The following is a 24,659-nucleotide window of genomic DNA, read 5'->3' on the forward strand; positions in this document are numbered from 1 at the left end:
TTAGAGTATATTTCTAGGCAAGTTAAACAAATTTACTTGGCGACTTAAATTCGCCATATAAATAATGAACCGCCGATTTAACCTTACTTGCGGGCGGATATATAAACAGCTAAACGAGGAGGCCTTATGGCTTTGTCTTTTGATTTTAGTCCGAAGAACGGACCCAATTCTCATTCTCAAATTGTAAAGAAGTTCTGTGACGGTTTCCATGTGGATTCCGCCATTGAATTGGCACGAATAATTCGTGAAAGAATGGCTGCAAAGGGCTATGTTCCCGGCGATCTTCTGGAAATGTACAAGCGCCACTGCGAAAGTCGTGATGTAAAACTCAGGGAAACGGATTCTAGCCTGCTGGCAAAATTTTGCCATATAGCAGAGAATGGAAATGTCCCTAAACGTTTGCGTTCCTTCATTTACGAGACGCTGGATATTGGCGAAAAAGAACTGGCCGAAGCTCTTGCCCAGCATGAATTGCGCAAGAAAATGTCTGCGGCCTTAGGCCGTGACCAGGCGGCAGAATGTTTTTTGGAGAACTTGCCGCTGATTCTGAAGCATAAGGATTTTGTGATGAAGTATCGGGAGTTTGCCTCCCTGCAGTTTAGCAACGTGGGCTTTAGCTACTGCTGGTTTGGGGGCAGGTACATTTGCCTCGGTGAACTTCTGAACTACTACAAGTACTGCTTTGGTGTTGCCCATCATGGCTGCCCCCATTGCAGTGGAGACGTTTATAATTACTGGTGCTGTGGGTCAATGCTTTCGGGCACACATTCCATTAGCGGGACTTGTATTTCCTGCGGTAACAAGGTTCACAACGCCATAGACTATCGCGAGACCTCTGCGGGTCTGGTGCCTGCTCCCCGCGAAATCCTCATGAGGGATAAGCGCTGCTTTGGGGCACCGAAGACAACCTTAAGCTACATCTTGCCCGCAACCCATGTACCCTGCGAATTTGTGGATGAAAACCCCTGGGATATTTTCAGTCTTGTGGCGTTGCTGAAGTCGCTTTAGAGTTCTGCGTTGCTTTCTGCAGTTTTTGCGGCGGCGCGTGCTTCACGTTCTTGAGCTTCCCGCTGGGAATAGACGCAGCCGCAGAAGTTCTGACGGTAAAGATGGTACTGCTCCGAAAGTTCGGTGGAACGCTTGAATCCGCCCTTCTTTTTCAGGTCCGTGGGCAGTCGCTTCACACCGTATTTCTGGCACTGTTCTTCCATCACTTCGTTCAGAACCTGAGCGTCCTTCATGGGGCTGATGGTAAGGGTGGTGGTGACGTATTCGCAGTCCAGTTCCTTTGCGATTCTTGCGGATTCCGAAAGACGCAATTCGAAACATTTGCGACAGCGCTTGCCGCCTTCGGGCTCCTTTTCCAGCCCGCGGACTGCGTCGTAGAATTTCTTCGGGACGTACTCGCCCTCGATCAGCGTTACCGGATGCTTGGTGGGGAATTCTGCAACGAAGCGCTTGATTTCTGCGACGCGGTGACGGTATTCCTCGTCGGGGGCGATGTTGGGATTGTAATAGAAAACCGTGATGCGGAAATACTGGGACAAGTACTCGATGGAATGGCTGCTGCAGGGAGCGCAGCAGGCGTGCAACAGCAAAGTGGGAACTTCTTTACGCTTATCCAATCCGCGGAGGATGTACTCCAGATCTCGTTGGAAGTTGTGCTTGGGCGGTTTCGGGCTGGCCTTGCCGACGTTTTCTGCGAAATCAGTCATAGTTCAGGGTTCCGAATGCGGTGGCCCAAAAACAGAATGCGCTGACGACGGCGAAAAATCCCATGACGGTCTTTTCCTTGTGGCTGGCACTGAACAAAACCGTGGCGGCATAGAACGTCAGGTACAAGGCGAAAAAGAACGCGAAAATCTTGGTGATGATGGCGGGCAGCAACTGGTTTGCGGCATCGGGCAACACGGCACCGGCGGTAAGCAGAAACCACAGCGCCACGAACTGCATGATGATGGGAACAACGAATGCCTTGCGTACTTCCTTGGGAACGACGCGGTGGCGCCCGCTCATGGCGTATGCACCTAGGGGGGCCCCCAGAGCCAGGGCGATATTCAACCCGATAGAAGGAGCGAAGGCGACGGCTCCAATAATTGCTGCAATCATCATAACGTAAAATTTAACAATTTGCGCTGGAGTCCCGAATACCCACAAAAAGAAAGAGCCCGCGAGGTAAAGGAGGTAACCTAGCGGGCTCAGGGAGTGTTTGGGTATCCCAAAGATAGATAATCTTGGGTGTGCAGAAAAAAAAAGTGAAATTTTCTTGTATACTCGAGTATACAGCTTGTATACAGAACGTTACCTTTAGGCGATTCCTGGCTAAAAAAGCCCTTTTAGTTGCAGATAGGCGTGGGCGGGGTGGAAGGGGGCTCTTGCCTTTTTTTTGAAGGTGGCGGCGATGGATATTTGGATTTGGTCTGTTCCCACATCGGACTGGGTGCGGATCTGGATGTTTTTTTGAGGATTGGATTGGGGAAGCACAAGGGAAACGCTAGCTTTATTGAGACTGTTGGTGCCGTAGGAGAGGCCCGTCTCTAGTCGGGGAGTGTTCAGCCCTTCGTTTCGGGTATAGGTCGTCTTGACGCTGCCTTGCAGGGAGAGTCCGTTTTTTGTTTGGGAATCGCTGTGGGAAAGCAGCGAAACCCCTTGCAATTTCAGGTCGTCCTTGCGGCAGTTTTCGGCGGCGTCTAGGCAGGTGGCGCTTGCGGTTCCGCGGAGTTGTTGGGGGCCGTAGTCCAGCTGTACTTTTATGCGGGCGGTGGTTTGCTGCAGGGCGCTGTCATTTGGCAGTGGGGTGGTGACGCGGATGTTTGTGGAGATTCGGTTGCGCCATGGGCTTGCGTCGGTGTAGGCGATATTCTGGGAATACCAGAACATGCTGTTTAGAATGCTGGAACTGAGGTGGGACTGATCCGGGACGCTGTCTCCGTGAATGTAGGCTGAAATTTTCCAGCTGATGATTTCTGCATTTTTGTTTTTGGCGGAACTTCGGCTTGTTGAAATTTTTTCGTTCCGCTGTAACTGCATCTTGATCAGGGGGAGGGATTGGCCGTGTTGCCACCAGCCTGCGACGGTGCCCCAGGAGGTTCTTGCCTGGATTCCGCAGGAGTTGCTTTCGGGATGGGTCCAGCAGAAAATATCGGCCTGTTTCCGGTAGCCTAGGCGGGCTTCCAGGTTTAGGGCCGTGTCTAACGTTCCGCCCAGCGTGAGGTTTCCTAGAGGGTATGTAAACGTTGTGCCCCATAAGGTGTCCAGCGGAATATAGCTGTGGATTTCCCGCGTTGAAATTTGCCCGAAGTGGGCCTCGCTGCCTTCGTTTCGGTAGCTCAGAAGTTCCTGCGTTCCCAGGCGCAGGCGGTAGCGGTAAAAATCCACTTGAAGCGAAAGTCGGGAACTTTCCAGATGCCCCAGAGAATCGGTTCTGCCTTTCCAGAGGATGTAACCGTGGGGCGTTAGGGGCGGGCGCTGGGATTTTGCGGAGTTCTGAGGAACGGTGGGTTCTTGTTGGGGCTGGCAGTCTTCCAGTGAATAGGTTTCGGCCAGCAGGCAGGCTTCTTCCTGATTGCCTTCTTCCAGCAGGTTCAGCATTTCGGTTGCTTCCTCTGCGGAAATTAGCCCGTCGTCCCACCACTTGAAAACCGCGGCCTCATCAAGGGCGAGGGCGAAGCCCGAGAATAAACAGAATGCGGTTGTTATTTTGCGAATATATACCAAGAAAAAATTATTCATACCTATATACACGCACGAATTGCCGAAACATCACTTTTGGGGGTTCTTTTTTCTTTTGGGGATTTCTAATTTTGGGTTCATGGCAAATTCTAACTGGTCTAAAAAGCCCGCAAAGGGTTCCTGGGGTAAAGCTCCTTCTCGTATGCCTGCTCGTGGCGCCGATGCCTTGGGCAGTGCCTTTGTGCCTCACATGAAAGCTCCCCGCACCGAGTTTCCGCTGTTTAACGGAAAGCGTGTTACGCCGTCTCTGGCTGGCCTCGATAAGCTTTTGCATTATTATGGTGTGGAACTGCAGGAAGAAACCTTGAAGCAGATTTGGGAATATCATCAGCTTCTCCGAGCCAACAACGAAGACCAGGACTTGACTCGCCTTAATGCTTTTGAAACCATGGTTGAACGTCATTATGCCGACTGCACTTTGATCAACGCCTTTGTTGAAAAGTGGCCTGCCCGTATGATTGACGTGGGTAGTGGAGCCGGCTTCCCGGGTATTCCCCTGAAGATCGTGAATCCCAATATCAACTTGACTCTTTGCGAACCGCGCCCGAACCGCATCAACTTCTTGAACATGGTCATCGAGAAGATGGGGCTGAAGAATATCGATGTGTTCGGTCACAAGGTGACTAGCCGCAGCATGACTATTCCTGTGGATGGTGTTATCAGCCGCGCCTTTGAACTGATGGAAAAGACTTTCCCCCGTCTACAGAACTCCCTGAAGGTGGGTGGGCGCGTGTTCTTTATGAAGGGGCCTGCTGCCGCTGACGAACTGAAGACCTTGCATCCCGAAGACTATGGATACAATTTGCTGGAAAAGCACTTCTATACAATCCCCAACAGCACACAGGAACGAGCCCTCGTAATATTCGAAAGGGTACGATGATACATGGGGGCTACTGCCCCCCTGGACCCCCCCCGCTGAAATGTGCTGTGCTCACTTCTAGCCCCAGGCGCTACGCTTCTGGGGTTTGTTTCGCAGCAGGGACCGCTGGTTTATTCGGGTTTATTTCGGGGGAATGAAAAAGGGGGCGGTTGCCCCCTTGCGTCTTTTAGAACTTGAATACCATGCCGAATCGCATCTGGCCGTCGCGGACGCCGTCGCTTTCGCCTACGTCCTTGATGGTTGCGAAGTCGAATTGCAGCATGTCGGAGAGCATGAAGCCGAAGCCCATGTCCACTTCGTCGCGCTTACCGGTCTGGTCGTGGAGGTAACCCAGTCGCAAAGCGATGGTGTTGGCGTAAATAAATTCGGTACCTACGTTGAAGACGCCCTGCATCAAGGAGTTCTTGGCTCCTTCCAGGCCGCTGCCACCGCGTTCAGGATTGATCAGGGATTTCCAGCAGGATACGTAGAACGGTTCGGGATTTCCCTTGCTGTCGTCATAAACCACTTCGCGGTTGTAGTCGGCGACCACGACCCACTTATAGTCGGCCAGGGAGAGGATTTCATAGGAGAGGCCCAGGCGCCAGGTCAGCGGGATGGGGTCTTCGATGGTCTTGTCGACGTAATAGACGCTGGGGCCGATGTTGGCCAGGACCAATGCAAAATTCAAACCGTCTACAATCAGGTTCTTCTTGAGGACGCCCACGTCGAATGCGTAACCGAAGGTAGTTGCTTCTTCGGATCCGGATCCTGCGCCGGAACTGAGGTCAGAATAGAAGAACTTGATGCTGAGGCCTAGGCCCCAGTCGCCGGGGAAGCGGGTACCGTAGCTGAAGCCGCCAACGATTTCAGAACTGTTGTAGGCCACCAGGTCGTCAGCGTCCACATCGCCAGACGCAACTGTAGAACCGAAGCTAACGAAGTTTACGAAGAAGCCCATGGTACCCCAGTCGTTCAGGGGGATGGTCATGCCGCCGTAAAGGTGGTAGAGGTCGGGAATGTTGAGAATCGGCAAAAGCTTTTCGTAGAAGGCTGTGAGCTGGTAGTCGGCGTCCTTGAATTGTTCCATACCGTTTGCGGTACTGAACCAGACGTCATTACCCTGGGGAAGAACTGCCCAAACCTTGTTTACAGAAAGGCCGTTTCCGGAGTGGTAGTGGACCCATTCGTCATCGCGCTTGCCTTCGGCCTCGTCGGCTTCGGTGCGTTCAAGTTCTGCCTTGCGGCCGCTGGCGGTAGCGTAATCCGGCAGGTGGCGCCAGACGCCCTTGTCGGTGGCAATCCAGATGCCGCCCTTCTGGTCGACGGAGATGTCGTTGACGGTATTGTCGGCGAACTGGATCTGTTCCCACTTGCGGAGGTTGAAATGGGAGAGGCCTCCCTTATGGGCTGCCCACACGTGGCCCGAACTGTCGACGGCCAGGGCGGTGGGACTCTTGTCCATGACTCCATCTTCTTCGTTGAACAGGCTCCAGCGGTCCTTGTCGTTGACGCTCTTCTTGGGAATGAGGCGGGCAACGCCTGCGCCTTCTGCGGCAACATAAAGTTCCTTGCGGAGTTCAGACCATACGAGGGCGGTAATCTTCTGGCTGGGCAGGACCTTGCCCTTCTGCTCGAATTGACCGTTACGGTATACGAAGAGACCGTCGTCGGTACCGATCCAGATAGAGGCTCCCTGGCTTACCAAGGCAGTAACGCGGTGGTTTCCCAGTTCGCTGTCGTAGCTCTTCCAGGCCTTGCCGTCAAAACGGTAAAGGGACTTGGGTGTACCTACCCACAGCTTTTCGGTACGGCTTTCGTAAAGGACTGCGGTAATGGTGTCCTTAACAATCAGGTTCCAGGGCATCTTGACTTCTACGATGTGCTTTTCATCGTCGGCAGTCTTGATCTCGTTGAATTCCTTGACCTTTCTGACATTTTCTTCCAGGCCGCGTTCGGAACCGGCGTACACCTTGACGGCGTCGCGGACCTTGGCATTGCCCTGCAGGGTAATGGAATGATAGTCGACCCACTGTTCGCCGTCAAACTTCAGGATACCGTTGGCAGTACCTGCCCACAGTTCGCTCTTGCTGAAGAAGCCATTCTTGGAGCGGGAAGCCATGCTTGTAAAATAGGGGGCATTCTTGGAATCGGCCGGGTAGCTCATGCGCCATTCGTCGGCCAGGGGGCCGAAAGCCAGACCTGCGGGGTTGTAATACATGGCGGCGGCGTCATCTGCCAGGGCCGCACCTGCTTCGCCCATACCCAGCTGGCGGGCGCCAACGGGCATTTCCAAGGTGATAATCGCAGAACCTGCGGCAAGAGCCAGCGCCGGTGCTAAAAGAATTGCAGAAAGTAGGGATTTACGCAAGTTGCCTCCAATCCGGGATGTCGTAGTTGCTTCCGTGTGACGGGACAACTGCCTTCCAACCGGACTTGCTGGGGTTTTCCCAGGGCTGCTTCGGCAGGAGTCTGCAGTCGCAGCCCAAAACGTAGGGCGGCAGGATTTCCGCGTGGTTGCGGATCTGCTCGCGGGTAATAAAATTCTCTTCGTTCACGAACTTGCAATATTGTTTGCCCTTGGGGCCAAGCTCGATGCGGTAGGTGGCGGTGCCGTTCTTGTCGCCTTCGTCCACGGTGCGGATGGTTTCTTCCATGGTGGCGTTCCACTGGGCGATCAGGGCCTCGCGCTGTTCGGGACTCATGTTCTGTGTCTCGAGCCAGGAGCGGAGGGAGGCTTCAGAGGGCTTGACTGCAGTGAGGGACTCCCTAGCGGGGCGGACCACCACGGCGTATTGGCCGGAAACGTCAATTACAGGCTTGACCTCGTCCTTTTCGTCGGAACTGTGGATAACCACATAGGCTCCGATGGCGGCCAGGATGATAGAAAGCACGATAATTGCGATTACAATAATGATTGACAGCATATTTAATTCCGTTTTGGACTTTTTGCCTTACTCTCAAAAACTAGCATTTTCTATTTTGTGGAATAGGAGATTATATGTCGAAATTGAAGATTTTTACAGCTGTTCTTGTTTTGGCCGTTTGTAATGCCCTTGCTATCCCTTTCAAGGTGGAAACCGTCAAGGAAGGTGCTGGCGATACAATCCGTGCAGGTCAGCTGATCAAGGTTCACTATAAGGGTTATCTTTATTTGGACAGTGCTAAGATTCTGGCCGAGAAGAATAGGGTTTTGGATTCCCTGCGTTTGGCCGATTCCCTTCGCCTGGCCAATGACCTGGGTTCTGCCCAGGTGGCTGGTGTGACACAAGTTGACACGACCAAACTTTTGAAAGGTTCTGCCGAGGCCGCAACCGAGACCGCTTCCGAAGCGGAATCTACCGAGTCCGAAGGTCAGCTGCCTTTTGCCAACTCCTACGAACAGGGCGAACCGCTGGAATTTACCCTTGGCATGGGCATGGTCATTCAGGGCTGGGAAAAGGGCCTTGTGGGCATGAAGGTTGGCGAAATCCGCAAGATGTATGTCCCTTATCAGATGGCCTACGGCGAAAATTCCCTGGAAGGCATTCCCGCCTATTCCGACCTGTATTTCGAGGTGGAACTGGTGGGTGCCGAAAAGCCCATGGAACCGGATGTGTTCCCCAAGAATGTAGAAGGTCTCAAGTGGCGTGAAGCAGGCAAGGGCTTGAAGATTTATGACGAAAAGGTGGGCTCCGGTAAGCCTACCGCAATCGGTTCCGTCCTGAAGACCCATTATACTGGCTGGCTCCTTTCTGGTCGTAAGTTCGGCAGTTCCAAGGATCTCGGCAAGCCCCTGCAGGTTGTACTTGGCGCAGGTAAGATGATCAAGGGTTGGGAAATTGGTCTGGATGGTATGCGTGAAGGTGGCGTCCGCTGGTTCAGGGTTTCCCCGAACATGGGCTATGGCGCAACAGCTTACTCCATGATTCCTTCCAACTCCACGCTGATCTTTAAGGTGGAACTGGTCTCTTCTGAAATTGATGAATCCTTGGCTGAATCCATGGACTTCTTCCCGGATACCACGACGCTCACTTTCGAAAATGGTCCCGAAGGCCTGCGTTATGCGGTAATCAAGCAGGGCGAAGAAGGGGCTGAACCTGCCCAGAAGGGTCAGAATGCCCACGTCCATTATACCGGCTGGCTTACCAACGGTTACAAGTTCGATAGCTCCCGTGATCGTGGCCAGGTGTTTAGCTTCCCCTTGGGTGGCGGTCGCGTGATTCGCGGTTGGGAACTGGGCGTGCAGGGCATGCTTCCCGGCGAAAAGCGCATCTTGATCGTGCCTCCTGGACTGGGCTATGGCAGCCGCGGAGCTGGTCCCATTCCTGGCGGTTCTACGCTGATCTTTGCCGTGGAATATCTGGGACAGGATTAATACCCTACAAATCCTATAGTTTTCAAGGGAAATGCTCTGTGGGGCGTTTCCTTTTTTTATTATTTGGGATGAGGTTATTTATGAGGATTTCTACAAAAGGTCGCTACGCTCTTCGAGTCATGATTGACTTGGCCAGGAATGGCCGCGAAAATTATGTGAAACTGCAGGAACTTTCTTCCCGACAGCAAATTTCCGAGAAGTACCTGGAAGGAATTTTGGGAACCTTGGTCCGTGGAAAACTTCTGGAAGGCGCCCGCGGAAAGGGTGGCGGGTATAAGCTGAAATGTAATCCTGCGGAATGTAGCGTCTGGGATATCCTTTCCAAGACCGAAACCTCTGTGGCGCCTGTGGCCTGCCTGGATGACGAGATAAATTCTTGCGACCGTGCGGATTTCTGCGTGACGCTTCCTGTGTGGAAGGAACTGGATTCCATGATCCGCGGCTATCTTGAAAGTGTAAAGCTGGACCAGTTTGTCAGGGGCGTCGAAGGAACCGATGGAAAGGTTCCCGATGACAAGGTCTGGAGTTGTGGGCTGTAACCAAAAAGCAAAGCCGCAAACAAATAAGACTAATAAATAAGCCTGCTCTTTTGAGGAGCAGGCTGTTCTATTTTAATCAAGATGCCTTGTTAGAAAAAGTATTCGGGGACTGTCTCTGTACGGTCTATTTCATTGCAGATTTCTCGCATTTCGGCGATCAGTTCCTCTCGGGAACTGAACTCGTTACGGGGATAGCTGCCTTGTGCGACAATGAGGTTACCATTGCAGTTTGATTCGTATTCAATTGCGTTGGGGTCTGCGCTCAGTTCGGTACAGGTTGTGCCGATGTGTTCCTGTGATACGGAATAGTCATAGTTTATAAGTATGGTTATGATTGCGGTATCACCGGCAAATTCCATATGCTGGGAGGAGAATCCCATGGGGCCATATATGTCGATGCCGAAGGAGGAATCGGCCATCGAGGCTACGTTGCAACTGGGCTTGTTGTTTTGTGAAGAAGGGAATAGGGGACCTTTGTCGTTGTCGGCTGGATTCGTCGAGGAATTGCCGGAACTGTTTTGTTCGCTGCTCCCGGACTCATTTTTATCTTCGTTTTTGTCGCCGTCTTCTTCGTCATCTTCTGGGGTGGAGGCCTCGCTATACTCCTTGTAGAAAGATTCGCATTCCCCCTTGGCGTCAAGAATCAAATCTTCTAAGGAGTTTCTACCGGCGTCTTCTACAGCTTTAATTGTGATGTTACGTCCTGAACAGATGACTGTAGATTCACCGGGGTTTTCGTTGGCTTCCTGCTGGTTTTCGTTGCATATGTAGGCGATTTCCTCCATGGGAACCCAGCTGGAATATTCGGTGACGTATTCTATGTTTGCCTTGTCTCCGTTCAATGTGGTCGTGATGTTCGCTGTAAAGGCGTTCGATACGAAGAACGTCATGACCATGGAATTTTCGGAGGTCTGTTTGACGGAGCAGCCGATTTTTTCACCGGAACCGTTAGAACTTGAACTGCTATCTGATGAACAACCTGTGATGACCAACAGAGCCATGGCTGAAATGGGAATAATTTTTTTTAGCATGTTGCTACCTCAAATTTTGTTTGGTGGAGCTATAGAGCATGGCGGATGCGGCATACCCTAATCGGTCAAATTCCTTGCAGTCGTTCAGGTATGAATTGACAATTTCGTCTTTGGTGGTGGTTGATACTGTTGCACTGTAGTAAATACGTACAAAGTCTTCGCCGCAGGTGACGTCGTAATCGTCTGTACTGCCGATTTCCATATTTTCTTCGCAAACGGAACTGATTGTGTCGGCTGGTGTGGCCGGATCGAATTGTATGGTTTGGATTAACTGAATTGTTTCACCGTCATACTTTATGGTAGTCGTGTTTTTTTGTATGCCAATGATGTTTGCTTCCATCTTGAAATCGGTATCGGTGTTTCTTGTGATGAAGCAGGAATTTTTGTTGGTGGGGAATTCTACAGGCTCGTTTGGTTCGATAACGGGATTTTCTTTGTAGAACGTTTCGCAGTTTTTTTCAAGATTGGTCCGGATCAAGTTTACGGATGACGTTACTTCGTATTTGTACTCGTATGAAAGGTGTCGGCCGGAGCAGGTGAATGTGTCGTAATCTCCGGATTCCGCAAACTCGTCGCAGTAATCCTGGAACTGGCTGTTGGTGGCGAGCGGTGTAATGTAAATGTCCTGCGTTATGAGTACTGCAGAGGGAGTGACGTCGTAAACGATGGAACTGTACACTGATCCCTGATAGACTTCGGTTATAGAAATTTTGGAATCACCGATTGTTTCGATCTTACATGAGTTTTGGGATAAGTCCGGTATGTAGTCGTTGCTGGAATCGTAAGTCGGCTGGCTAGCGGAGTTATCGGTCGTACAAGCCACAAGGCTTGCTGTAGCGAGGGAGATGCGGATAAAATGGGTGTAGAACATGAGTCGTTATAATTTGTCGTCGGGGATGATTCCGGTTTCCTGGATGTCGTTGCACATCGCAACAAGTTCGCTTTTTATAACGTAGATCGGATTCATTGGGTATTCCATCTTGAAACTTCCGGAAACGGTATTTCCTTCGCAGGTGACGATGGATCCGACTTCGTCATTAAGGGCGTCTTCCTTGGCTTCAGCACATTCCTGATCGATGAAACTCTGGGGCAGGTTTTCATTGAATACCGTGGAGGTGCTTTCTTCCAGGATGCCATCGATGTATGCCACGGAAATGGACATAGTGGCGGTGTCTGCGTCGGAGACAGTCATTTCAAATTCGGTGTCGGAATTCTTGCTGATTTTGCAAGTGGCCTTGCCTTTGCTGTTGTCGGAACCGTCGCCCTCAGGAAGCGGAGTGTCGCCGGTGTCTTCTGTATTGAAGGATCCCTTTTGCTGAATCAGGTTGCATTCGGCGATTGCATCATCCTTTGATTGCTTAAAGTTGGAGTAGGGGTCGGTTTCGATGTAGGAAAAGGTAATGGTGTTGCCGTCGCAAGAGACTCTGGCGTTAGAATCATAGATTTCTACCGTCCTGTAGTCTTCGCAAAAGTAGTCTATTTCGCTTTGGGAAACTTTTGGCCCAAAGGTGAAAATATTCGTTGAGTAAATGGAATCGTTTGAGAAGCGGTCGGTCGTCTCGATGGTTATGGAATCGCGGGCCTCTGCTCTGACATGGAATTCGTTTTCCACATCGTTTAAGACCATGCAGCCGACGGGACCGTTGCTTGCGATGGGATTGCCGTCGTTATCGCTGGGAGTGGAAGGATCGGTGAAAATCGGGCTATTGTCGTCGTCATCGTCGTCATCGTCGTCATCTTCATCGAAGTCAAAGACCTTGTCTTTGTACATGTTTTCGAAGTTGGCGCATTCTTTTTTGCTGCTTTCGAGGAGCCTGTCTATGGTGATGCCTTCAGCGTCTTCTTCGCTTGTAATTTTAAGGGTTCTGTCTTTGCAGGTGACCGTGGCGTTGTCGTGTTCTTCCTCGGCTTCCCGCTTGTTTTCTTCACATTCTTTTTGGAAGACGGATTCGGGGACGCTTGAACTGTAGATGCTGTAAATTTCCTGGATGGCTTTGTCGCCGTCGATGGTTGTGGTGATGGTGCCTGAAGAAATTCCTGGAATGTTTAGGACCATTTCCACGGTGTTGCTAGAGGTCTTCTTGGCGGTACAGGAGACTACGGTATTGCCGGATGGGTTTTCGGGAGCGGTGCTGTTATCGTCGGAGCAGCCGCTCATGGCGAAAAAGGCGAATCCTACTGCGGAAAGCGCAGAAATTTTCTTGAACATGGTGTTGGCCTCCTAAAATACAGGTTGAAATATAAGTTTTGTGCTGAAAAAATGTTATTTGAGCCCCCGTTATCTGTTGTTATTATAAAAATTGCAGCTTTGTTATAGGAATTTTCTATAGAAAAGCGAATTTTATGAAAAAAGTTGGTAATTTCCCTACTAAACCTATTGGGATTGTAGGAAAAAGGTTTTACATTATAGCCGTTGGTTTGAAAGACCTACAAAAATGGTAGGAAACAGGTCGAAAAATTTTGTACGGAGAAATAAAAATGGATTTTAAAACTTACCTGAGAAATGACCGGCGATGTCGAGCCGGATTCCGAATGCGAGGCTAACGCATTAAACCAAAGCCCCGAGCGAAATGCTCACAAAAACACAAAATGCTAGATCCTCGATCAGGTCGAGGATGACGCAAGAGAGAAACGCAAAAAGAGGTGACTTCGCAAAACCTCATACCTCAAAGCGAAGCGACCTCAAAACCTCACACCTCATAAGGAATTAAAACATGTCTCAGAATCTTCACTTTGAAACTCTTCAGCTTCACGTTGGCCAGGAATCCGCAGACCCCGCAACCGATTCCCGCGCAGTACCTATTTACGCCACCACCTCTTACGTTTTCCATAACTCCCAGCATGCCGCTGACCGTTTCGGCCTTCGCGATGCCGGTAACATTTACGGTCGCTTGACCAACTCCACCCAGGGCGTTTTCGAACAGCGTATCGCTGCCCTCGAAGGTGGTTCCGCAGCTCTCGCTGTTGCATCTGGCGCCGCTGCCATTACCTATGCCATTGAAGCTCTCGCTCAGGCTGGCGATCACGTGGTTGCCCAGAAGACCATTTACGGTGGCTCCTACAACTTGCTGAAGCACACCTTGGCACCTTTCGGCGTAAGCACTTCTTTCGTTGACACTCACAACCTGGCTGAAGTTGAAGCTGCCATCAAGGAAAACACTAAGATCCTTTACCTGGAAACTCTCGGCAACCCCAACTCTGACGTTTCCGATATCGACGCTCTTATCGAACTTGGCCACAAGCACGGCCTCGCTGTTATCGTTGACAACACCTTCGGTACTCCGTTCCTGTTCCGCCCCATTGAACACGGTGCAGACGTAGTTGTTCATTCCGCTACCAAGTTCATCGGCGGACACGGTACAACTCTCGGTGGTATCATCATTGAATCCGGCAAGACCAACTGGAAGTCTGGCAAGTTCCCCACTATCGCAAACCCCAACGTGAGCTACCACGGCGTAAGCTTCGCTGACGCTGTTCCGGGCGCTGCATTCGTGACCTACATCCGCGCAATCCTCCTCCGCGACCAGGGCGCTGCAATTTCCCCGTTTGCTGCATGGGCTCTCATCCAGGGTACTGAAACTTTGTCCCTGCGTATCGAACGCCACGTTGAAAACACCAAGAAGGTTGTGGAATTCCTTTCCAAGCATCCGAAGGTTGCTTCCGTTAGCCACCCGAGCCTCCCGACCCATCCGGATCACGAAAACTTCAAGAAGTATTTCCCCAAGGGTGGCGCCTCCATCTTTACTTTCGAAATCAAGGGCGGTCAGGCCGAAGCCTGGAAGTTCATTGATAGCCTGAAGATCTTCAGCCTCTTGGCAAATGTTGCCGACGTGAAGAGCCTGGTGATTCATCCGTACACCACCACTCATTCCGAACTGAACGAAGAAGAATTCAAGGAACAGAATATCACTCCGTCCACCATCCGCCTCTCCATCGGTACCGAACACATCGATGACATCATCGCGGATTTGGAACAGGCATTGGCCGCAGTTTAATAACGGGTGTGAGGTCGCTTCGCTTTGAGGTGTCAGGTCGGTGCTTACGCACCTAGAGGCATTGTGAGCGATTAGAATGTAATTGGCATACCTCAAAGTGAGCGAAGCGAACGACCTCAAACCTGAAAGGCGCGAAGCGCCGCCCTCAAAACTTTTTTTGGAGAAAAAACATGTCTAAGATTTATACTTCTGCAGATCAGCTGATTGGTCACACCCCCCTCCTGGAACTCACTCACATCGAAGCCGCTAACAATCTCGGTGCGAAGGTTCTGGCAAAGCTTGAATATTTCAACCCCGCTGGCTCCGTGAAGGACCGTATCGCCAAGGGCATTCTGGATGACGCTGAAAAGTCCGGCAAGCTGAAGCCCGGTGCAGTGATTATCGAACCGACCTCCGGTAACACTGGCATTGGTCTTGCTTCCGTTGCTGCAGCCCGCGGCTACCGCATCATCATCGTGATGCCCGAAACCATGAGCGTTGAACGCCGCCAGATCATCAAGGCCTACGGTGCAGAACTTGTTCTTACCGAAGGTGCCAAGGGCATGAAGGGTGCTATCGCCCGTGCCAACGAACTGGCTGCAGAAATTCCCAACAGCTTTATTCCTGGCCAGTTCGTGAATCCCGCAAACCCGGCTACTCACCGCGCCACTACCGGCCCGGAAATCTGGGAAGACACCGACGGTAAGGTCGATATCTTTGTTGCCGGTGTGGGTACCGGTGGTACCGTCACGGGCGTTGGCGAATATCTGAAGTCCCAGAACCCCAACGTGAAGGTTGTTGCTGTGGAACCCGCTTCCTCTCCGGTGCTTTCCAAGGGCGTTGCTGGCGCTCACAAGATCCAGGGCATTGGCGCAGGTTTCGTTCCTGACACCTTGAACACCAAGGTCTACGACGAAATCATCGCAGTAGAAAACGAAGCCGCATTCGTAGCCGGTCGCGAAATCGGCCACAAGGAAGGCGTGCTGGTGGGTATCTCTTCTGGTGCAGCTCTCTGGGCTGCCAAGGAACTGGCAAAGCGCCCGGAAAACAAGGGCAAGACCATCGTGGCTTTGCTCCCGGATACCGGCGACCGCTACCTTTCTACCGCACTGTTCGCTGAATAAGTTCGCCGAATTAAATCGCGAAAAAATTTCGAAAATTTAAAAGTGTTGCGGGGCTGCGTGGTCTCATTTGCTGCCCAGTGAACCTTGCCCAATGCACTTTATAAAAATTTCAGAGTGAGAAGACGTCAGAAAGCTCAATAAACTTTCTGGCGTTTTTATTGAATGTTTGTAATTAAGAATCTGTATTTTAGGTGTGAATATGGAATCCTCTAAGAAACGTGTGGCCGTAGGCCTTTCCGGTGGTGTTGACTCTGCTCTTTCTGCTTATCTTCTGAAAAAACAGGGCTACGAAGTCATTGGCGTAACCATGGCCACATGGGATGGCTCTATCAAGAATATGCCCCATGTGGAAGGTCGTGAAGGTTGCTTTGGTCCTGGTGAAGATGAAAATATCGCCCAGGCGAAGACTGTGGCAGAACGCCTTGGCATACCGCATTATACTGTTTCTGTGACTGAAGAATACAAACGTCAGGTTTTGGATTATTTCCGTGCGGAGTACCGTGCTGGTCGTACCCCCAATCCTTGCGTCCGCTGCAATCAGAATATTAAATTTGGCGCCTTGCATTCAGCTACCCGCCGCATGGGAGTGGAGTTCGATTATTTCGCTACCGGCCACTATGCCCGCATAGAATTCAAGAATCCCAAGGAACCTTTCCTTTATGCTGCCTTGGACGATTCCAAGGATCAGACCTACTTCCTTTCCCGCTTGACAGCAGAACAGCTGTCCACCGTGATCTTCCCTCTGGGTGGAATGAAGAAGACCGACGTGAAGGCTTTGGCTGCAGAAATCGGCTGGGTGGATTTTGCCACCAAGAAAGAAAGCCAGGATTTTTTGGAATGCGGTGACTACACAGTTCTCTTTGATGAATCCGACAACAAGCCTGGTGACTTTGTGGACATGAACGGTAAGGTTCTTGGCCAACACAAGGGTATCATTCATTATACCATCGGTCAGCGCAAGGGCTTGAATATTGGTGGTCTTCCTGAACCTTACTTTGTTGTAAGTATCAATGTGAAAAAGAACCAGGTGGTTCTTGGTCCCCGTAGCGTTATGAGCTGTGTGGATGTGAATGCCGAAGAATTGAACCTGATGGTGGACGAAGATTCTCCGTTGTTGCAGCAACCCTTGACTGCGCACATTCGCTTGGGACATAAGGGTTCTTTGGCTCGAATTACATCGCTGGATGTGAACGCCGGAACAATTAGCGTTCATTTTGACGAGCCGCAGTTCGCTTCTGCTCCCGGACAGATTCTGGTGCTGTACGCCGGTCAGGGAATTGTAGCTTCGGGAATTATCACAAAGTAGAATCAATAAATTTTTTGCGTTAATTCTTGAATTCGTAGCCCGCGGTGGTTATAACTTTCTTAAAAGTTTCGACAGGAACCTTTTCGGAAAAGGTGACTTCTACGGAGTTTGTCTTGTGATTGGCCTTGGCGGAGTCTACGCCGGGGATTGCTTCCAGTGCCTTTTTTACGGCGGCTTCGCAATGGCTGCACATCATTCCTTCGACGGTGAATGTTTTGGTCATGGGAGTGTCCTCTGGTTTTGATGCTTCGGGGAGCACGTTGGTTTCGGGGTTGTCTGCGGTTTCTAGTTCTGCAGAAGGTTCGTCGTTGACTTTGATAATTTTTCCTGAAATGGATTTCTTCAGCTTTTTGTCCCTATGGGAACTGCCGATGTTTGCGAAATTCAAACGCAATGCGTTGGTGACCACGCAGAAACTGGAAAGGCTCATGGCGAGGGCTGCAAATGTGGCGTTCAGGCTCCATCCGAAAAGCTTGTAGTAGCAACCTGCTGCCAAAGGGATTCCGATGACGTTGTAGATGAACGCCCAGAAGAGGTTCTCGTGAATGTTCCTGATGGAGGCACGGCTCAGGCGGATGGCTGCGGGAACGTCCAGAAGATTGCTCTTGACGAGAACTACGTCGGCGGCGTCAATGGCCACGTCGGCCCCCGCCCCGATGGCCATACCTACGTCTGCGCGGGTCAGGGCCGGGGCATCGTTGATGCCGTCACCAACCATGGTGACGTGGCCATGTTCCTGCAACTTCTGGATGATGGCTTCCTTTCCGTCGGGAAGAACCCCTGCGACAACTTCGTCTACGCCTGCTTCCTTTGCGATGGCGCTTGCCGTACGTTCGTTATCGCCGGTGAGCATCACCACGTGAATGCCCATGCTTTTCAGTTCTGCAATGGCCTGCTTGCTATCGTCCTTCAAGGTGTCTGCTACAGCGATTATTCCCAGCAGAGAATTGCCCTTGGCGAACAGCAGGGGAGTCTTGCCGGATTCTGCCAGCTTGTGGGTCGCGGTAGTCATGGCGCTTGACACACTCACTTTGCTTGCGATGAACATTAAGTTACCTGCAAAAACTTGCTGACCGTTTACCGTTCCCTGCAGACCATTTCCGGGCAACGCCTCAAAGTTCTCAACAAGGTTTGTGCTGGAAGTCGTGTCGGAGGCTGCGCCGCTCGATTCGCCGCTTTCATAGTTCAAAATCGCCTTTGCCAACGGGTGTTCGCTCTTGCTTTCAATGCACTTGGCGATGTCCATTAAATCGACTGCGGAAACGCCCTGCATCGTTATCACATCGGTTACCTTGGGCTCGCCTTTAGTAATGGTTCCGGTTTTGTCCAGCGCAACAATTTGAGTCCTGCCTGTATTTTCAAGTGCGGCAGAAGTCTTGAAAAGAATGCCGTGTTTTGCGCCCACACCGTTGCCTACCATAATGGCCACTGGGGTGGCAAGGCCCAAGGCGCAGGGGCAGCTAATGACAAGCACCGTAATGGCACGGGCTAGAGAAAAACCAATTTCTGCACCAACGAAAAACCATACTACAAAAGTGACGATGGCAATTCCAATGACCGCCGGAACAAAAATTCCTGCAACACGGTCTGCAATTTTTGAAATGGGAGCCTTCGTTGCGGCAGCGTCGCTGACCAGCTGAATAATTTGGGAAAGGGTCGTGTCCTTCCCGACGCGGGTGGCACGACACTTCAAATAACCAGACTGATTCAATGTGGCAGAAGTAACGGTGTCGCCGACGTTCTTGTCGATAGGCAGGCTTTCGCCGGTTAATGCGGATTCGTTAACGGCAGAAGTTCCTTCCAAGACAACGCCGTCTACAGGAACATTTTCGCCGGGCTTCACGATGAAAATGGATCCCACCTGAACTTTTTCGATGGGGACGATTTTTTCAACTCCGTCTTCTTCAATCGTTGCCTGCTGCGGGGCCAGTTTCATCAGGCTCTTCAAGGCGTTGGTAGTCTTGCCCTTTGAAATTGCCTCCAGCAACTTGCCTACGGTAATGAGGGTGACGATGGTTGCGGCACCTTCAAAGTAGTAGTTGTCCATCCAGGTTTCTGCAGCGGAAACCCCGCCGACGACTTGGGCGCGGGTCATGGCGAAAATAACGGCTATACTGTAAAGGTATGAGGCTCCTGCACCGAGTGCCACCAGGGAGTCCATGTTGGGCGCGCGGTGTAGCAATCCCCTGAAACCATTGATGAAAAACTTCTGGTTTATGACAAGGATGATTCCTGCTAAAATCAGTTGCACCAAACCCATGGCTACGTGATTCTTGTCGGGAGACATGAACCAATCGGGCAGGGGCCAGCCAAACATCATGTGGCCCATGCTAAAGTAAAGCAACGGCAGTAAGAAAATGAGGGAGGCAACCAGGCGACGTTTCAAAATGTTGATTTCTGCGGTGGCTACACTTTCCAGGGTGCCGGCAGTTCCGGCGGCGTTCCCTGTATCGTTCGCAATCCCTGTGGCGTTCTCGCTCGATGGTTCGCTTGCATTGTTTTGTACGTTCGCCTTGTATCCTGCTTTTTCTACGGCGCGGATAATGGCTGCGGAGTCGGCGGTCCCTTCCACGTTCATGGAATTCGTCAATAGACTGACGGCGCAATTCTCAACGCCTTCTACGCTGTTCACCGCCTTTTCAACACGGGCCACGCAGGCGGCGCAACTCATTCCTGTAACATTGAATTTTTGCATTGCTTACCCGACCTATTTCATCATTTTCTGAAGAGTGTTCAACAGGTCGTCGATGACCTCGTCCTTGCCGGCTCGGATATCGTTTGCAACGCAGGTCTTGATATGGTTTGCTAGCAAAGTCTTGCTAAATGCGTTTAACGCAGCGTTAACGGCGGACACCTGTACTAGAACATCGGTGCAGTAGGCGTCATTTTCAATCATGTTTCGAATGCCCTTGACTTGCCCCTCAATGCGGTTTAAACGGGTCATGAGGCTCTTGATTTCGGAATTTTCCCGTTCCTTTTTCTTGCAGGAACAGCAGCATTTTTCTTTTTTCATGCAGTAAATATACATACCCCTAGGGGGTATATACCAATACATTTTTTCTATGAGTGTGCTTTTCCGGTGTGAAATTGTAGTGCTTAGTGCAAATATTCATCTTTCGTGATTTATCTATCACAAAAATTGATTGTATTTTAAAAACTTATAATTTTCAGAAATATAAAGTATTAGTCAAAAAAACTTTGGCATTCTACATTGTGGCTCGAACAAAAAACATAGGAGTTCACAATGATGAAAATTCTTCCCTTCTTGGCAATTGCCGCAACCTTCGTCCTTACCGCCTGCGAAGACTTCCATAAATGCAAATTCAGTGATGATCAAACATCCTTGAAATGTAGCGAGAATGTCTATAAGGTCGTAAATGCCAATGGGAAAAAGTGGTTTGCGCAGAACGCCAATTTCTACGCGGATTTTAGTTACTGCTATGGCGATGATTTCAAGATGTGTTTTGACTATGGTCGCCTTTATACTTGGGCTGCCGCAAAGAAGGCTTGTCCTCTTGGTTGGCATGTTCCTACAAAAGCTGAGTATGAATCTCTGATTGCGTCCGGTGAATTTGCAAAGCTGAATGTGGTTAATGCAGGCTTCCGTTACCATGAAGATAACTATGTGGATCGCGACAAGTCGGCTCGCATTTGGATTGATGACGAGTACGATGCGGTTCGCGCCTATATGCTGAACATCAGTGATAACGGCATCATTACCGTGGAACACTTCAACAAGGATATTGCAGCTTCTGTCCGCTGCATCGAAGACTAGTTTTTGTTGAGGGCATTTCCATGGGAATTGATATTGACATCACTAGCGTTTCCTCTGGAAATGCAACCGTTCTTATTGGCGTCTGTTTTGTAATCGTTCTTTTCCTGATTGTTTATGAAACTTTTTTCACGAAGAAAGGGAAAGGGACGAACGCTTCGCTGCATTCTGAAATTCTTGAACAACAGGAAAATCAGGAATTCATTATTTGCAAAATGATTGCGGAATTTGCGGCGACGCTGGCTGCTTGCGGTGCGACCAGTATGCAGGTTTTGTCCAGCGTGGCGTACCTTTCGACCCACTTTGGAATTCATGCCGAAGTGACTGGCTTGCCGCAGCATATTCTCCTTTGCGCTGTAGATGATAAACGACAGAAAACTTATACCATCAACCAGAAGATCAAGGAGAATCCCCTTGACTTTGACAGGATTATTTTGCTGAATCATCTTGCCAAGGAAACGGTGACAGAAAATTATTCTCCCGAAATTTTCTATGAAAAGTTCCAGAAGATTCTTGCGGTAAAAAGGCTGCATCCAAATTTTGTTCTTGTGCTGGCGAGCCTTGCCAACGCTTCGTTCTGCAGGTTGTTCAACGGGGACTTTATTTCCATGGCCATTGTGGCTACGGCGACTGCCTGCGGGTTTTACTTGCGAAGAACTTTGTGCTCGCGGTTCAAACTGGATTTTCGAATGGGTACGATTTTTGCAGCTACCGTTTCTACGGTCATTGGTACCAGCGGCTATGTTTTTCAGATTGGAGAAACGCCCAATGTGGCACTTGCTACAAGTATCCTTTACCTGGTTCCAGGAATCCCGTATATTAATTCGCTTAGCAATTTGCTGAATGGAATGTTCCTGGGTTGCATCAGCCAGTTTTTTAAGGGCGCCATTCTAACCATCTGCCTATCGCTAGGTTTTTGCGTAGGCCTTGTTCTTACCAACCTTCATTTCTTCTAATATGTTACTGACATTACTTCAAGACGGATTTTTCGCTTCCATTGCGGCCATTGGATTTGGAAGCATCAGCAATGTGCCTAAACGGATTTTCGCAGGTTGCGGCCTTGTGGCAGCCATAGGTCACGTCACCCGATTTGTGTTGATGAACCTTTGCGGTTTTCACATTATATGGGCGAGTCTCGTGGCAGGTTTTTCCATCGGGATGTTTGCAGTCCTTTTGCGAAAAGTCTGGAAATGTCCCTGCGAATCCTTGGCATTTCCGGCGCTACTTCCCATGATTCCCGGTATGTATGCCTATCGTTCCGTGCAGTCCCTGATTCTTTGTTTCAAGACTCCGAGCGACGGTTTGTTTGACCATTACATACACATATTTTTCTACAACTTTATGGTGTGCTTCTTGGCGATTTTGCTGATGGTCTTTGGCGTTACTTTCGTCATACACCTGCAAAAGAAAAGATCCTTTGAAATCAAGTGGAATCGATTCTTTCATAAAGGCGTATAGCAAAAACCTATCGCAAACTCTAAAAATTAAGTATTGGACAAAGCGATAGTTCCCATCTATATTTGGCGACATCTAAGAAATAACTCTTAGTTGAATACTGTCTTTGATGACAGCGTGGCGGCGACGGTTTGCGCCTAATGCTCTCCTTTAGCCCTACGACAACATGAAAAGGAAAAATACAATGTCAAATACGCACCATTTTGATGTGGTGGGCAGTTTTCTGCGCCCCGCAAATTTGTGAAGTCACTTGAAAGTGACGGTCATGAAGCCAAGCAGACCATTCCTGCTCCTGCTCAACTTTTCCAGCAGCTTATCGTTCCCCAGAACATCGAAACGACCCGCAAGTTCTACGCCACAAACGATGAACTGATTGAAGATATTGCCTACGCCTACCGCGGCGTAATCCGTCAGCTTTATGACGCTGGCTGCAGAACTATCCAGTTCGATGACTGCACCTGGGGTGCAATCGTTGGCGATGCCGCCGCACAGCGCTACAAGTCCCTGGGCCTGAGCCTGGATGTAGTCAAGAATCAGCTGCTTCATGTGAACAACCTGGCCATCGAAGGCAAACCTGCGGACTTGCAGATCAATACCCACATTTGTCGTGGCAACTATCACTCCACCTATTTCACCAGCGGCCCCTACGATTCCGTGGCGGACTACGTTTTCGCCCGCGAAAATGTGAACACGCTTTATCTGGAATACGATGACGAACGCTCCGGCGGTTTTGAGCCCTTGTCAAAGGTAAGCGCCGACAAGGTTGTGGTTCTTGGCTTGATTACTTCCAAGTCCCCCAAGCTGGAAGACAAGGCGACAGTTATCGCCCGCATTAAGGAAGCGACCAAGTACATTCCTTTGGAACGCTTGAAGCTGAGCCCTCAATGTGGCTTTGCCTCCTGCGATGTAGGCAACAAGCTGACCGAAGAAGAACAGTGGGCAAAGATCGCCTTGATTAAGGAAATCGCCGACGAAGTCTGGGGATAATAAGAGTTTGAATTGCCTGGTCTCGGGGATAACCCCGGGACCTGCCAATTTGTGTTCCCTGTCGGTGGCCATTCGCTTTAGACGATCGGTCGCGTTACGGCAGTGGCGGGGCATCTTTACGGGTTACGCCATTGTCTCTTTTGCATTACGGCGCAGACTTCTTTTTTGTTGCCGTATAATCAGAGCTTTTCCGCTGTAATGTTGCTTGCCGCTTTCTTGCCGTTGACAGGCCCCATGTGCAATATGGTTTGGTTGTTGACTGGGGTGGCGTTGCGTCGATTCTTTGCGAAGTACCAGAAATGGGTGAACCTCGCCATGTTTGTTGCGCTTTTGGCCTGCGCTATAAAAATTTTTGATTTCGTGTCCTAATCGTTTGTTCTGAGCGTTCAATTCGGCAGGGATAAGGTTGAAAATTTCTTCAAGATACAGCTTGTTCCTGTCCGTTTCAACTGATTTTTTTGGCCGTTCCCCCGGCTCCCGGGACACGCACAACAGAACCGCCGCCGGGGTCGGGCTGTCGCGTTATCACGGCAAGGTCGCCGAGCTTCGCCGAAGCGTCCCTGCCGTGTCCGTTCAGCCTCGCGCTCCATGAGACAGCGCAAATCAAACGCCGCGCGAGTCCGAACCGTGGCCGGCTTCCATCCCTAACGCAAATTCGCTAGGACAATTCTATTCGTTAGGAAGTCTCAAGATCATCAGCTGGCCGCCGTGATCGTAATACGGCTTTATATTTTCACACACATAATCGGTCGCCTCTTTGTCAAGAAAGCCGAAACCGTATGTATTCTGGTAGTAATTCACCAGCTTTTCGTCAATCGCATAAATGACGATGTTTTGAACTCCTACATATTTCCGGATTTCTTCGATGATTGGCACGATAAAGTCGGCCATCATGGTTGGGGCGATGTATTGAGCGATATCGTCATAGTCGGTAATGCCAGCGTTTCTTGCGAAATTGACAAGCTCGATCGCCGATTCAGAAATTTTGATTTCAATGCCGTCGCTGTCTTTGCTGATTTCGTGGGATTGCTCGTCACGATTGTAAAAGACCAACAGGCAGGTTTTCAATGTGAAAAAGCCGCACAGCTGGCGGTATTTATCGAAAACCAAGTATGTAGTTGATTCGCCACGAATAGTGTCTTCGATGGCCCGTTTCTTCAAGTAATCAACGACGCCGTCTCCATCTTTATGGGCGACTTCAAAAGTGTTGATAACCCTCCGATGTTCGTCGCAGTTGCGAACCTTTTCGCAAAAGAACGCTCCATCACTTGATTGCAGAGGAAAAGCAATCACTTACTGTCCCTAGGGGATGGTCTGTGGCAAAGGGAGCGTAAACGCACCATATCCAACTTCGGAAGTTGGTTCATCGCTTCGGTCACTTTATGCAACAGCGCATCACGCTTTGCTAATTGTTCCGTAGTGTACATATTGTAACCTCCAGTGCTAATTATACCAATTTATTCCCCAAAAGTCAACAGCGCTTTATTCAGACACCCCAAAAACACCTAGAATTTGTGACTTTC

Annotated in this window: 22 protein-coding genes and 1 pseudogene; 11 read left to right on the forward strand and 12 right to left on the reverse strand. The window is 50.2% G+C overall.

Annotation, left to right across the window (positions count from 1 at the left end):
• Positions 1 to 126 precede the first annotated feature (126 nt).
• Positions 127 to 1,008, forward strand: coding sequence for a hypothetical protein (locus B7992_RS13645; RefSeq protein ID WP_088666536.1), 882 nt, complete (start codon positions 127 to 129; stop codon positions 1,006 to 1,008).
• Here the strand turns inward: B7992_RS13645 and B7992_RS13650 are convergent.
• The 3 genes from B7992_RS13650 to B7992_RS13660 all read right to left on the reverse strand — a co-directional run bounded on the left by B7992_RS13650 (position 1,005) and on the right by B7992_RS13660 (position 3,732).
• Positions 1,005 to 1,715 (reverse strand): epoxyqueuosine reductase QueH, encoded by a 711-nt coding sequence (locus B7992_RS13650; protein WP_088666537.1) that lies wholly within the window; start codon positions 1,713 to 1,715, stop codon positions 1,005 to 1,007. The genes B7992_RS13645 and B7992_RS13650 overlap by 4 nt on opposite strands.
• Positions 1,708 to 2,112: a hypothetical protein gene (locus tag B7992_RS13655; RefSeq protein ID WP_083539721.1), complete on the reverse strand. Its 405-nt coding sequence runs from the start codon at positions 2,110 to 2,112 to the stop codon at positions 1,708 to 1,710. The genes B7992_RS13650 and B7992_RS13655 overlap by 8 nt, the downstream gene beginning before the upstream one ends.
• 210 nt (positions 2,113 to 2,322) lie before the next feature.
• The gene (locus B7992_RS13660; RefSeq protein WP_088666538.1) at positions 2,323 to 3,732 is read right to left on the reverse strand and encodes a hypothetical protein; all 1,410 of its coding nucleotides are present in this window, start codon (positions 3,730 to 3,732) and stop codon (positions 2,323 to 2,325) included.
• Positions 3,733 to 3,811: 79 nt separating this feature from the next.
• Here B7992_RS13660 and rsmG point away from each other — a divergent pair, with 79 nt between their 5' ends.
• Positions 3,812 to 4,612 carry a 16S rRNA (guanine(527)-N(7))-methyltransferase RsmG gene (rsmG, locus tag B7992_RS13665; RefSeq protein WP_254917716.1) on the forward strand — a complete coding sequence of 267 codons (801 nt, stop codon included), beginning with the start codon at positions 3,812 to 3,814 and terminating at the stop codon, positions 4,610 to 4,612.
• A gap of 166 nt (positions 4,613 to 4,778) precedes the next feature.
• On the opposite strand, the gene B7992_RS13670 is transcribed toward rsmG, so the two are convergent.
• Positions 4,779 to 6,962, reverse strand: a complete 2,184-nt coding sequence (locus B7992_RS13670) for a PorV/PorQ family protein (protein WP_073158964.1) — start codon at positions 6,960 to 6,962, stop codon at positions 4,779 to 4,781.
• Positions 6,955 to 7,518 (reverse strand): hypothetical protein, encoded by a 564-nt coding sequence (locus tag B7992_RS13675; RefSeq protein WP_073158962.1) that lies wholly within the window; start codon positions 7,516 to 7,518, stop codon positions 6,955 to 6,957. The genes B7992_RS13670 and B7992_RS13675 overlap by 8 nt, the downstream gene beginning before the upstream one ends.
• A gap of 74 nt (positions 7,519 to 7,592) precedes the next feature.
• On the opposite strand from B7992_RS13675, the gene B7992_RS13680 reads away from it, so the two are divergent.
• The gene (locus tag B7992_RS13680; protein ID WP_088666539.1) at positions 7,593 to 8,948 is read left to right on the forward strand and encodes an FKBP-type peptidyl-prolyl cis-trans isomerase; all 1,356 of its coding nucleotides are present in this window, start codon (positions 7,593 to 7,595) and stop codon (positions 8,946 to 8,948) included.
• Between the two features lie 80 nt (positions 8,949 to 9,028).
• The gene (locus tag B7992_RS13685) at positions 9,029 to 9,487 is read left to right on the forward strand and encodes an Rrf2 family transcriptional regulator (RefSeq protein WP_073158960.1); all 459 of its coding nucleotides are present in this window, start codon (positions 9,029 to 9,031) and stop codon (positions 9,485 to 9,487) included.
• Between the two features lie 89 nt (positions 9,488 to 9,576).
• On the opposite strand, the gene B7992_RS13690 is transcribed toward B7992_RS13685, so the two are convergent.
• From B7992_RS13690 to B7992_RS13700, 3 genes are read right to left on the reverse strand one after another with little or no spacing between them, the layout of a single operon-like run.
• Positions 9,577 to 10,518 (reverse strand): hypothetical protein, encoded by a 942-nt coding sequence (locus tag B7992_RS13690; RefSeq protein ID WP_088666540.1) that lies wholly within the window; start codon positions 10,516 to 10,518, stop codon positions 9,577 to 9,579.
• 4 nt (positions 10,519 to 10,522) lie between these two features.
• On the reverse strand, positions 10,523 to 11,389 hold the full coding sequence (locus B7992_RS13695; protein WP_073158956.1) for a hypothetical protein: 867 nt from the start codon (positions 11,387 to 11,389) through the stop codon (positions 10,523 to 10,525).
• A 6-nt stretch (positions 11,390 to 11,395) separates the two neighbouring features.
• Complete coding sequence (locus B7992_RS13700; RefSeq protein WP_088666541.1) at positions 11,396 to 12,727, reverse strand: hypothetical protein; 1,332 nt, start codon at positions 12,725 to 12,727, stop codon at positions 11,396 to 11,398.
• A 505-nt stretch (positions 12,728 to 13,232) separates the two neighbouring features.
• On the opposite strand from B7992_RS13700, the gene B7992_RS13705 reads away from it, so the two are divergent.
• The 3 genes from B7992_RS13705 to mnmA all read left to right on the forward strand — a co-directional run bounded on the left by B7992_RS13705 (position 13,233) and on the right by mnmA (position 16,922).
• Positions 13,233 to 14,513 (forward strand): O-acetylhomoserine aminocarboxypropyltransferase/cysteine synthase family protein, encoded by a 1,281-nt coding sequence (locus B7992_RS13705; RefSeq protein ID WP_088666542.1) that lies wholly within the window; start codon positions 13,233 to 13,235, stop codon positions 14,511 to 14,513.
• Between the two features lie 170 nt (positions 14,514 to 14,683).
• On the forward strand, positions 14,684 to 15,616 hold the full coding sequence (cysK, locus tag B7992_RS13710; RefSeq protein WP_088666543.1) for a cysteine synthase A: 933 nt from the start codon (positions 14,684 to 14,686) through the stop codon (positions 15,614 to 15,616).
• A 199-nt stretch (positions 15,617 to 15,815) separates the two neighbouring features.
• On the forward strand, positions 15,816 to 16,922 hold the full coding sequence (gene mnmA / locus B7992_RS13715; RefSeq protein ID WP_088666544.1) for a tRNA 2-thiouridine(34) synthase MnmA: 1,107 nt from the start codon (positions 15,816 to 15,818) through the stop codon (positions 16,920 to 16,922).
• A gap of 19 nt (positions 16,923 to 16,941) precedes the next feature.
• Here the strand turns inward: mnmA and B7992_RS13720 are convergent, their stop codons facing one another.
• On the reverse strand, positions 16,942 to 19,617 hold the full coding sequence (locus B7992_RS13720) for a heavy metal translocating P-type ATPase (RefSeq protein ID WP_088666545.1): 2,676 nt from the start codon (positions 19,615 to 19,617) through the stop codon (positions 16,942 to 16,944).
• Between the two features lie 12 nt (positions 19,618 to 19,629).
• Positions 19,630 to 19,935 carry a metal-sensing transcriptional repressor gene (locus tag B7992_RS13725; RefSeq protein ID WP_073159185.1) on the reverse strand — a complete coding sequence of 102 codons (306 nt, stop codon included), beginning with the start codon at positions 19,933 to 19,935 and terminating at the stop codon, positions 19,630 to 19,632.
• Positions 19,936 to 20,166: 231 nt separating this feature from the next.
• Here B7992_RS13725 and B7992_RS13730 point away from each other — a divergent pair, with 231 nt between their 5' ends.
• From B7992_RS13730 to B7992_RS13745, 4 genes and pseudogenes are all read left to right on the forward strand, one after another.
• A complete protein-coding gene (locus B7992_RS13730) occupies positions 20,167 to 20,697 on the forward strand; it encodes an FISUMP domain-containing protein (RefSeq protein ID WP_088666546.1) in 531 nt (176 codons plus the stop codon).
• A gap of 20 nt (positions 20,698 to 20,717) precedes the next feature.
• Positions 20,718 to 21,650 (forward strand): threonine/serine exporter ThrE family protein, encoded by a 933-nt coding sequence (locus B7992_RS13735; RefSeq protein WP_088666547.1) that lies wholly within the window; start codon positions 20,718 to 20,720, stop codon positions 21,648 to 21,650.
• A gap of 1 nt (position 21,651) precedes the next feature.
• A complete protein-coding gene (locus B7992_RS13740; RefSeq protein ID WP_088666548.1) occupies positions 21,652 to 22,152 on the forward strand; it encodes a threonine/serine exporter family protein in 501 nt (166 codons plus the stop codon).
• A gap of 231 nt (positions 22,153 to 22,383) precedes the next feature.
• Positions 22,384 to 23,136, forward strand: a pseudogene (locus tag B7992_RS13745) (5-methyltetrahydropteroyltriglutamate--homocysteine methyltransferase); the annotation flags it as partial.
• A gap of 123 nt (positions 23,137 to 23,259) precedes the next feature.
• Here B7992_RS13745 and B7992_RS13750 read toward each other — a convergent pair.
• A complete protein-coding gene (locus tag B7992_RS13750) occupies positions 23,260 to 23,628 on the reverse strand; it encodes a hypothetical protein (protein WP_176421951.1) in 369 nt (122 codons plus the stop codon).
• A 177-nt stretch (positions 23,629 to 23,805) separates the two neighbouring features.
• Positions 23,806 to 24,429 (reverse strand): hypothetical protein, encoded by a 624-nt coding sequence (locus B7992_RS13755; RefSeq protein ID WP_088666551.1) that lies wholly within the window; start codon positions 24,427 to 24,429, stop codon positions 23,806 to 23,808.
• Positions 24,430 to 24,659: the final 230 nt, after the last annotated feature.

Origin of the sequence: Fibrobacter sp. UWH1, assembly GCF_002210365.1 — a bacterium.
In the GTDB taxonomy this organism is placed as follows: Bacteria; Fibrobacterota; Fibrobacteria; order Fibrobacterales; family Fibrobacteraceae; genus Fibrobacter.

Bases quoted from the DNA above. Each gene is read 5' to 3' on its own strand.
- B7992_RS13645 (WP_088666536.1), top strand. From the start codon at position 127: ATGGCTTTGTCTTTTGATTTTAGTCCGAAGAACGGACCCAATTCTCAT.
- B7992_RS13650 (WP_088666537.1), bottom strand. From the start codon at position 1,715: ATGACTGATTTCGCAGAAAACGTCGGCAAGGCCAGCCCGAAACCGCCC.
- B7992_RS13655 (WP_083539721.1), bottom strand. From the start codon at position 2,112: ATGATGATTGCAGCAATTATTGGAGCCGTCGCCTTCGCTCCTTCTATC.
- B7992_RS13660 (WP_088666538.1), bottom strand. From the start codon at position 3,732: ATGAATAATTTTTTCTTGGTATATATTCGCAAAATAACAACCGCATTC.
- rsmG (WP_254917716.1), top strand. From the start codon at position 3,812: ATGGCAAATTCTAACTGGTCTAAAAAGCCCGCAAAGGGTTCCTGGGGT.
- B7992_RS13675 (WP_073158962.1), bottom strand. From the start codon at position 7,518: ATGCTGTCAATCATTATTGTAATCGCAATTATCGTGCTTTCTATCATC.
- B7992_RS13680 (WP_088666539.1), top strand. From the start codon at position 7,593: ATGTCGAAATTGAAGATTTTTACAGCTGTTCTTGTTTTGGCCGTTTGT.
- B7992_RS13685 (WP_073158960.1), top strand. From the start codon at position 9,029: ATGAGGATTTCTACAAAAGGTCGCTACGCTCTTCGAGTCATGATTGAC.
- B7992_RS13690 (WP_088666540.1), bottom strand. From the start codon at position 10,518: ATGCTAAAAAAAATTATTCCCATTTCAGCCATGGCTCTGTTGGTCATC.
- B7992_RS13695 (WP_073158956.1), bottom strand. From the start codon at position 11,389: ATGTTCTACACCCATTTTATCCGCATCTCCCTCGCTACAGCAAGCCTT.
- B7992_RS13700 (WP_088666541.1), bottom strand. From the start codon at position 12,727: ATGTTCAAGAAAATTTCTGCGCTTTCCGCAGTAGGATTCGCCTTTTTC.
- B7992_RS13705 (WP_088666542.1), top strand. From the start codon at position 13,233: ATGTCTCAGAATCTTCACTTTGAAACTCTTCAGCTTCACGTTGGCCAG.
- cysK (WP_088666543.1), top strand. From the start codon at position 14,684: ATGTCTAAGATTTATACTTCTGCAGATCAGCTGATTGGTCACACCCCC.
- mnmA (WP_088666544.1), top strand. From the start codon at position 15,816: ATGGAATCCTCTAAGAAACGTGTGGCCGTAGGCCTTTCCGGTGGTGTT.
- B7992_RS13720 (WP_088666545.1), bottom strand. From the start codon at position 19,617: ATGCAAAAATTCAATGTTACAGGAATGAGTTGCGCCGCCTGCGTGGCC.
- B7992_RS13725 (WP_073159185.1), bottom strand. From the start codon at position 19,935: ATGAAAAAAGAAAAATGCTGCTGTTCCTGCAAGAAAAAGGAACGGGAA.
- B7992_RS13730 (WP_088666546.1), top strand. From the start codon at position 20,167: ATGATGAAAATTCTTCCCTTCTTGGCAATTGCCGCAACCTTCGTCCTT.
- B7992_RS13735 (WP_088666547.1), top strand. From the start codon at position 20,718: ATGGGAATTGATATTGACATCACTAGCGTTTCCTCTGGAAATGCAACC.
- B7992_RS13740 (WP_088666548.1), top strand. From the start codon at position 21,652: ATGTTACTGACATTACTTCAAGACGGATTTTTCGCTTCCATTGCGGCC.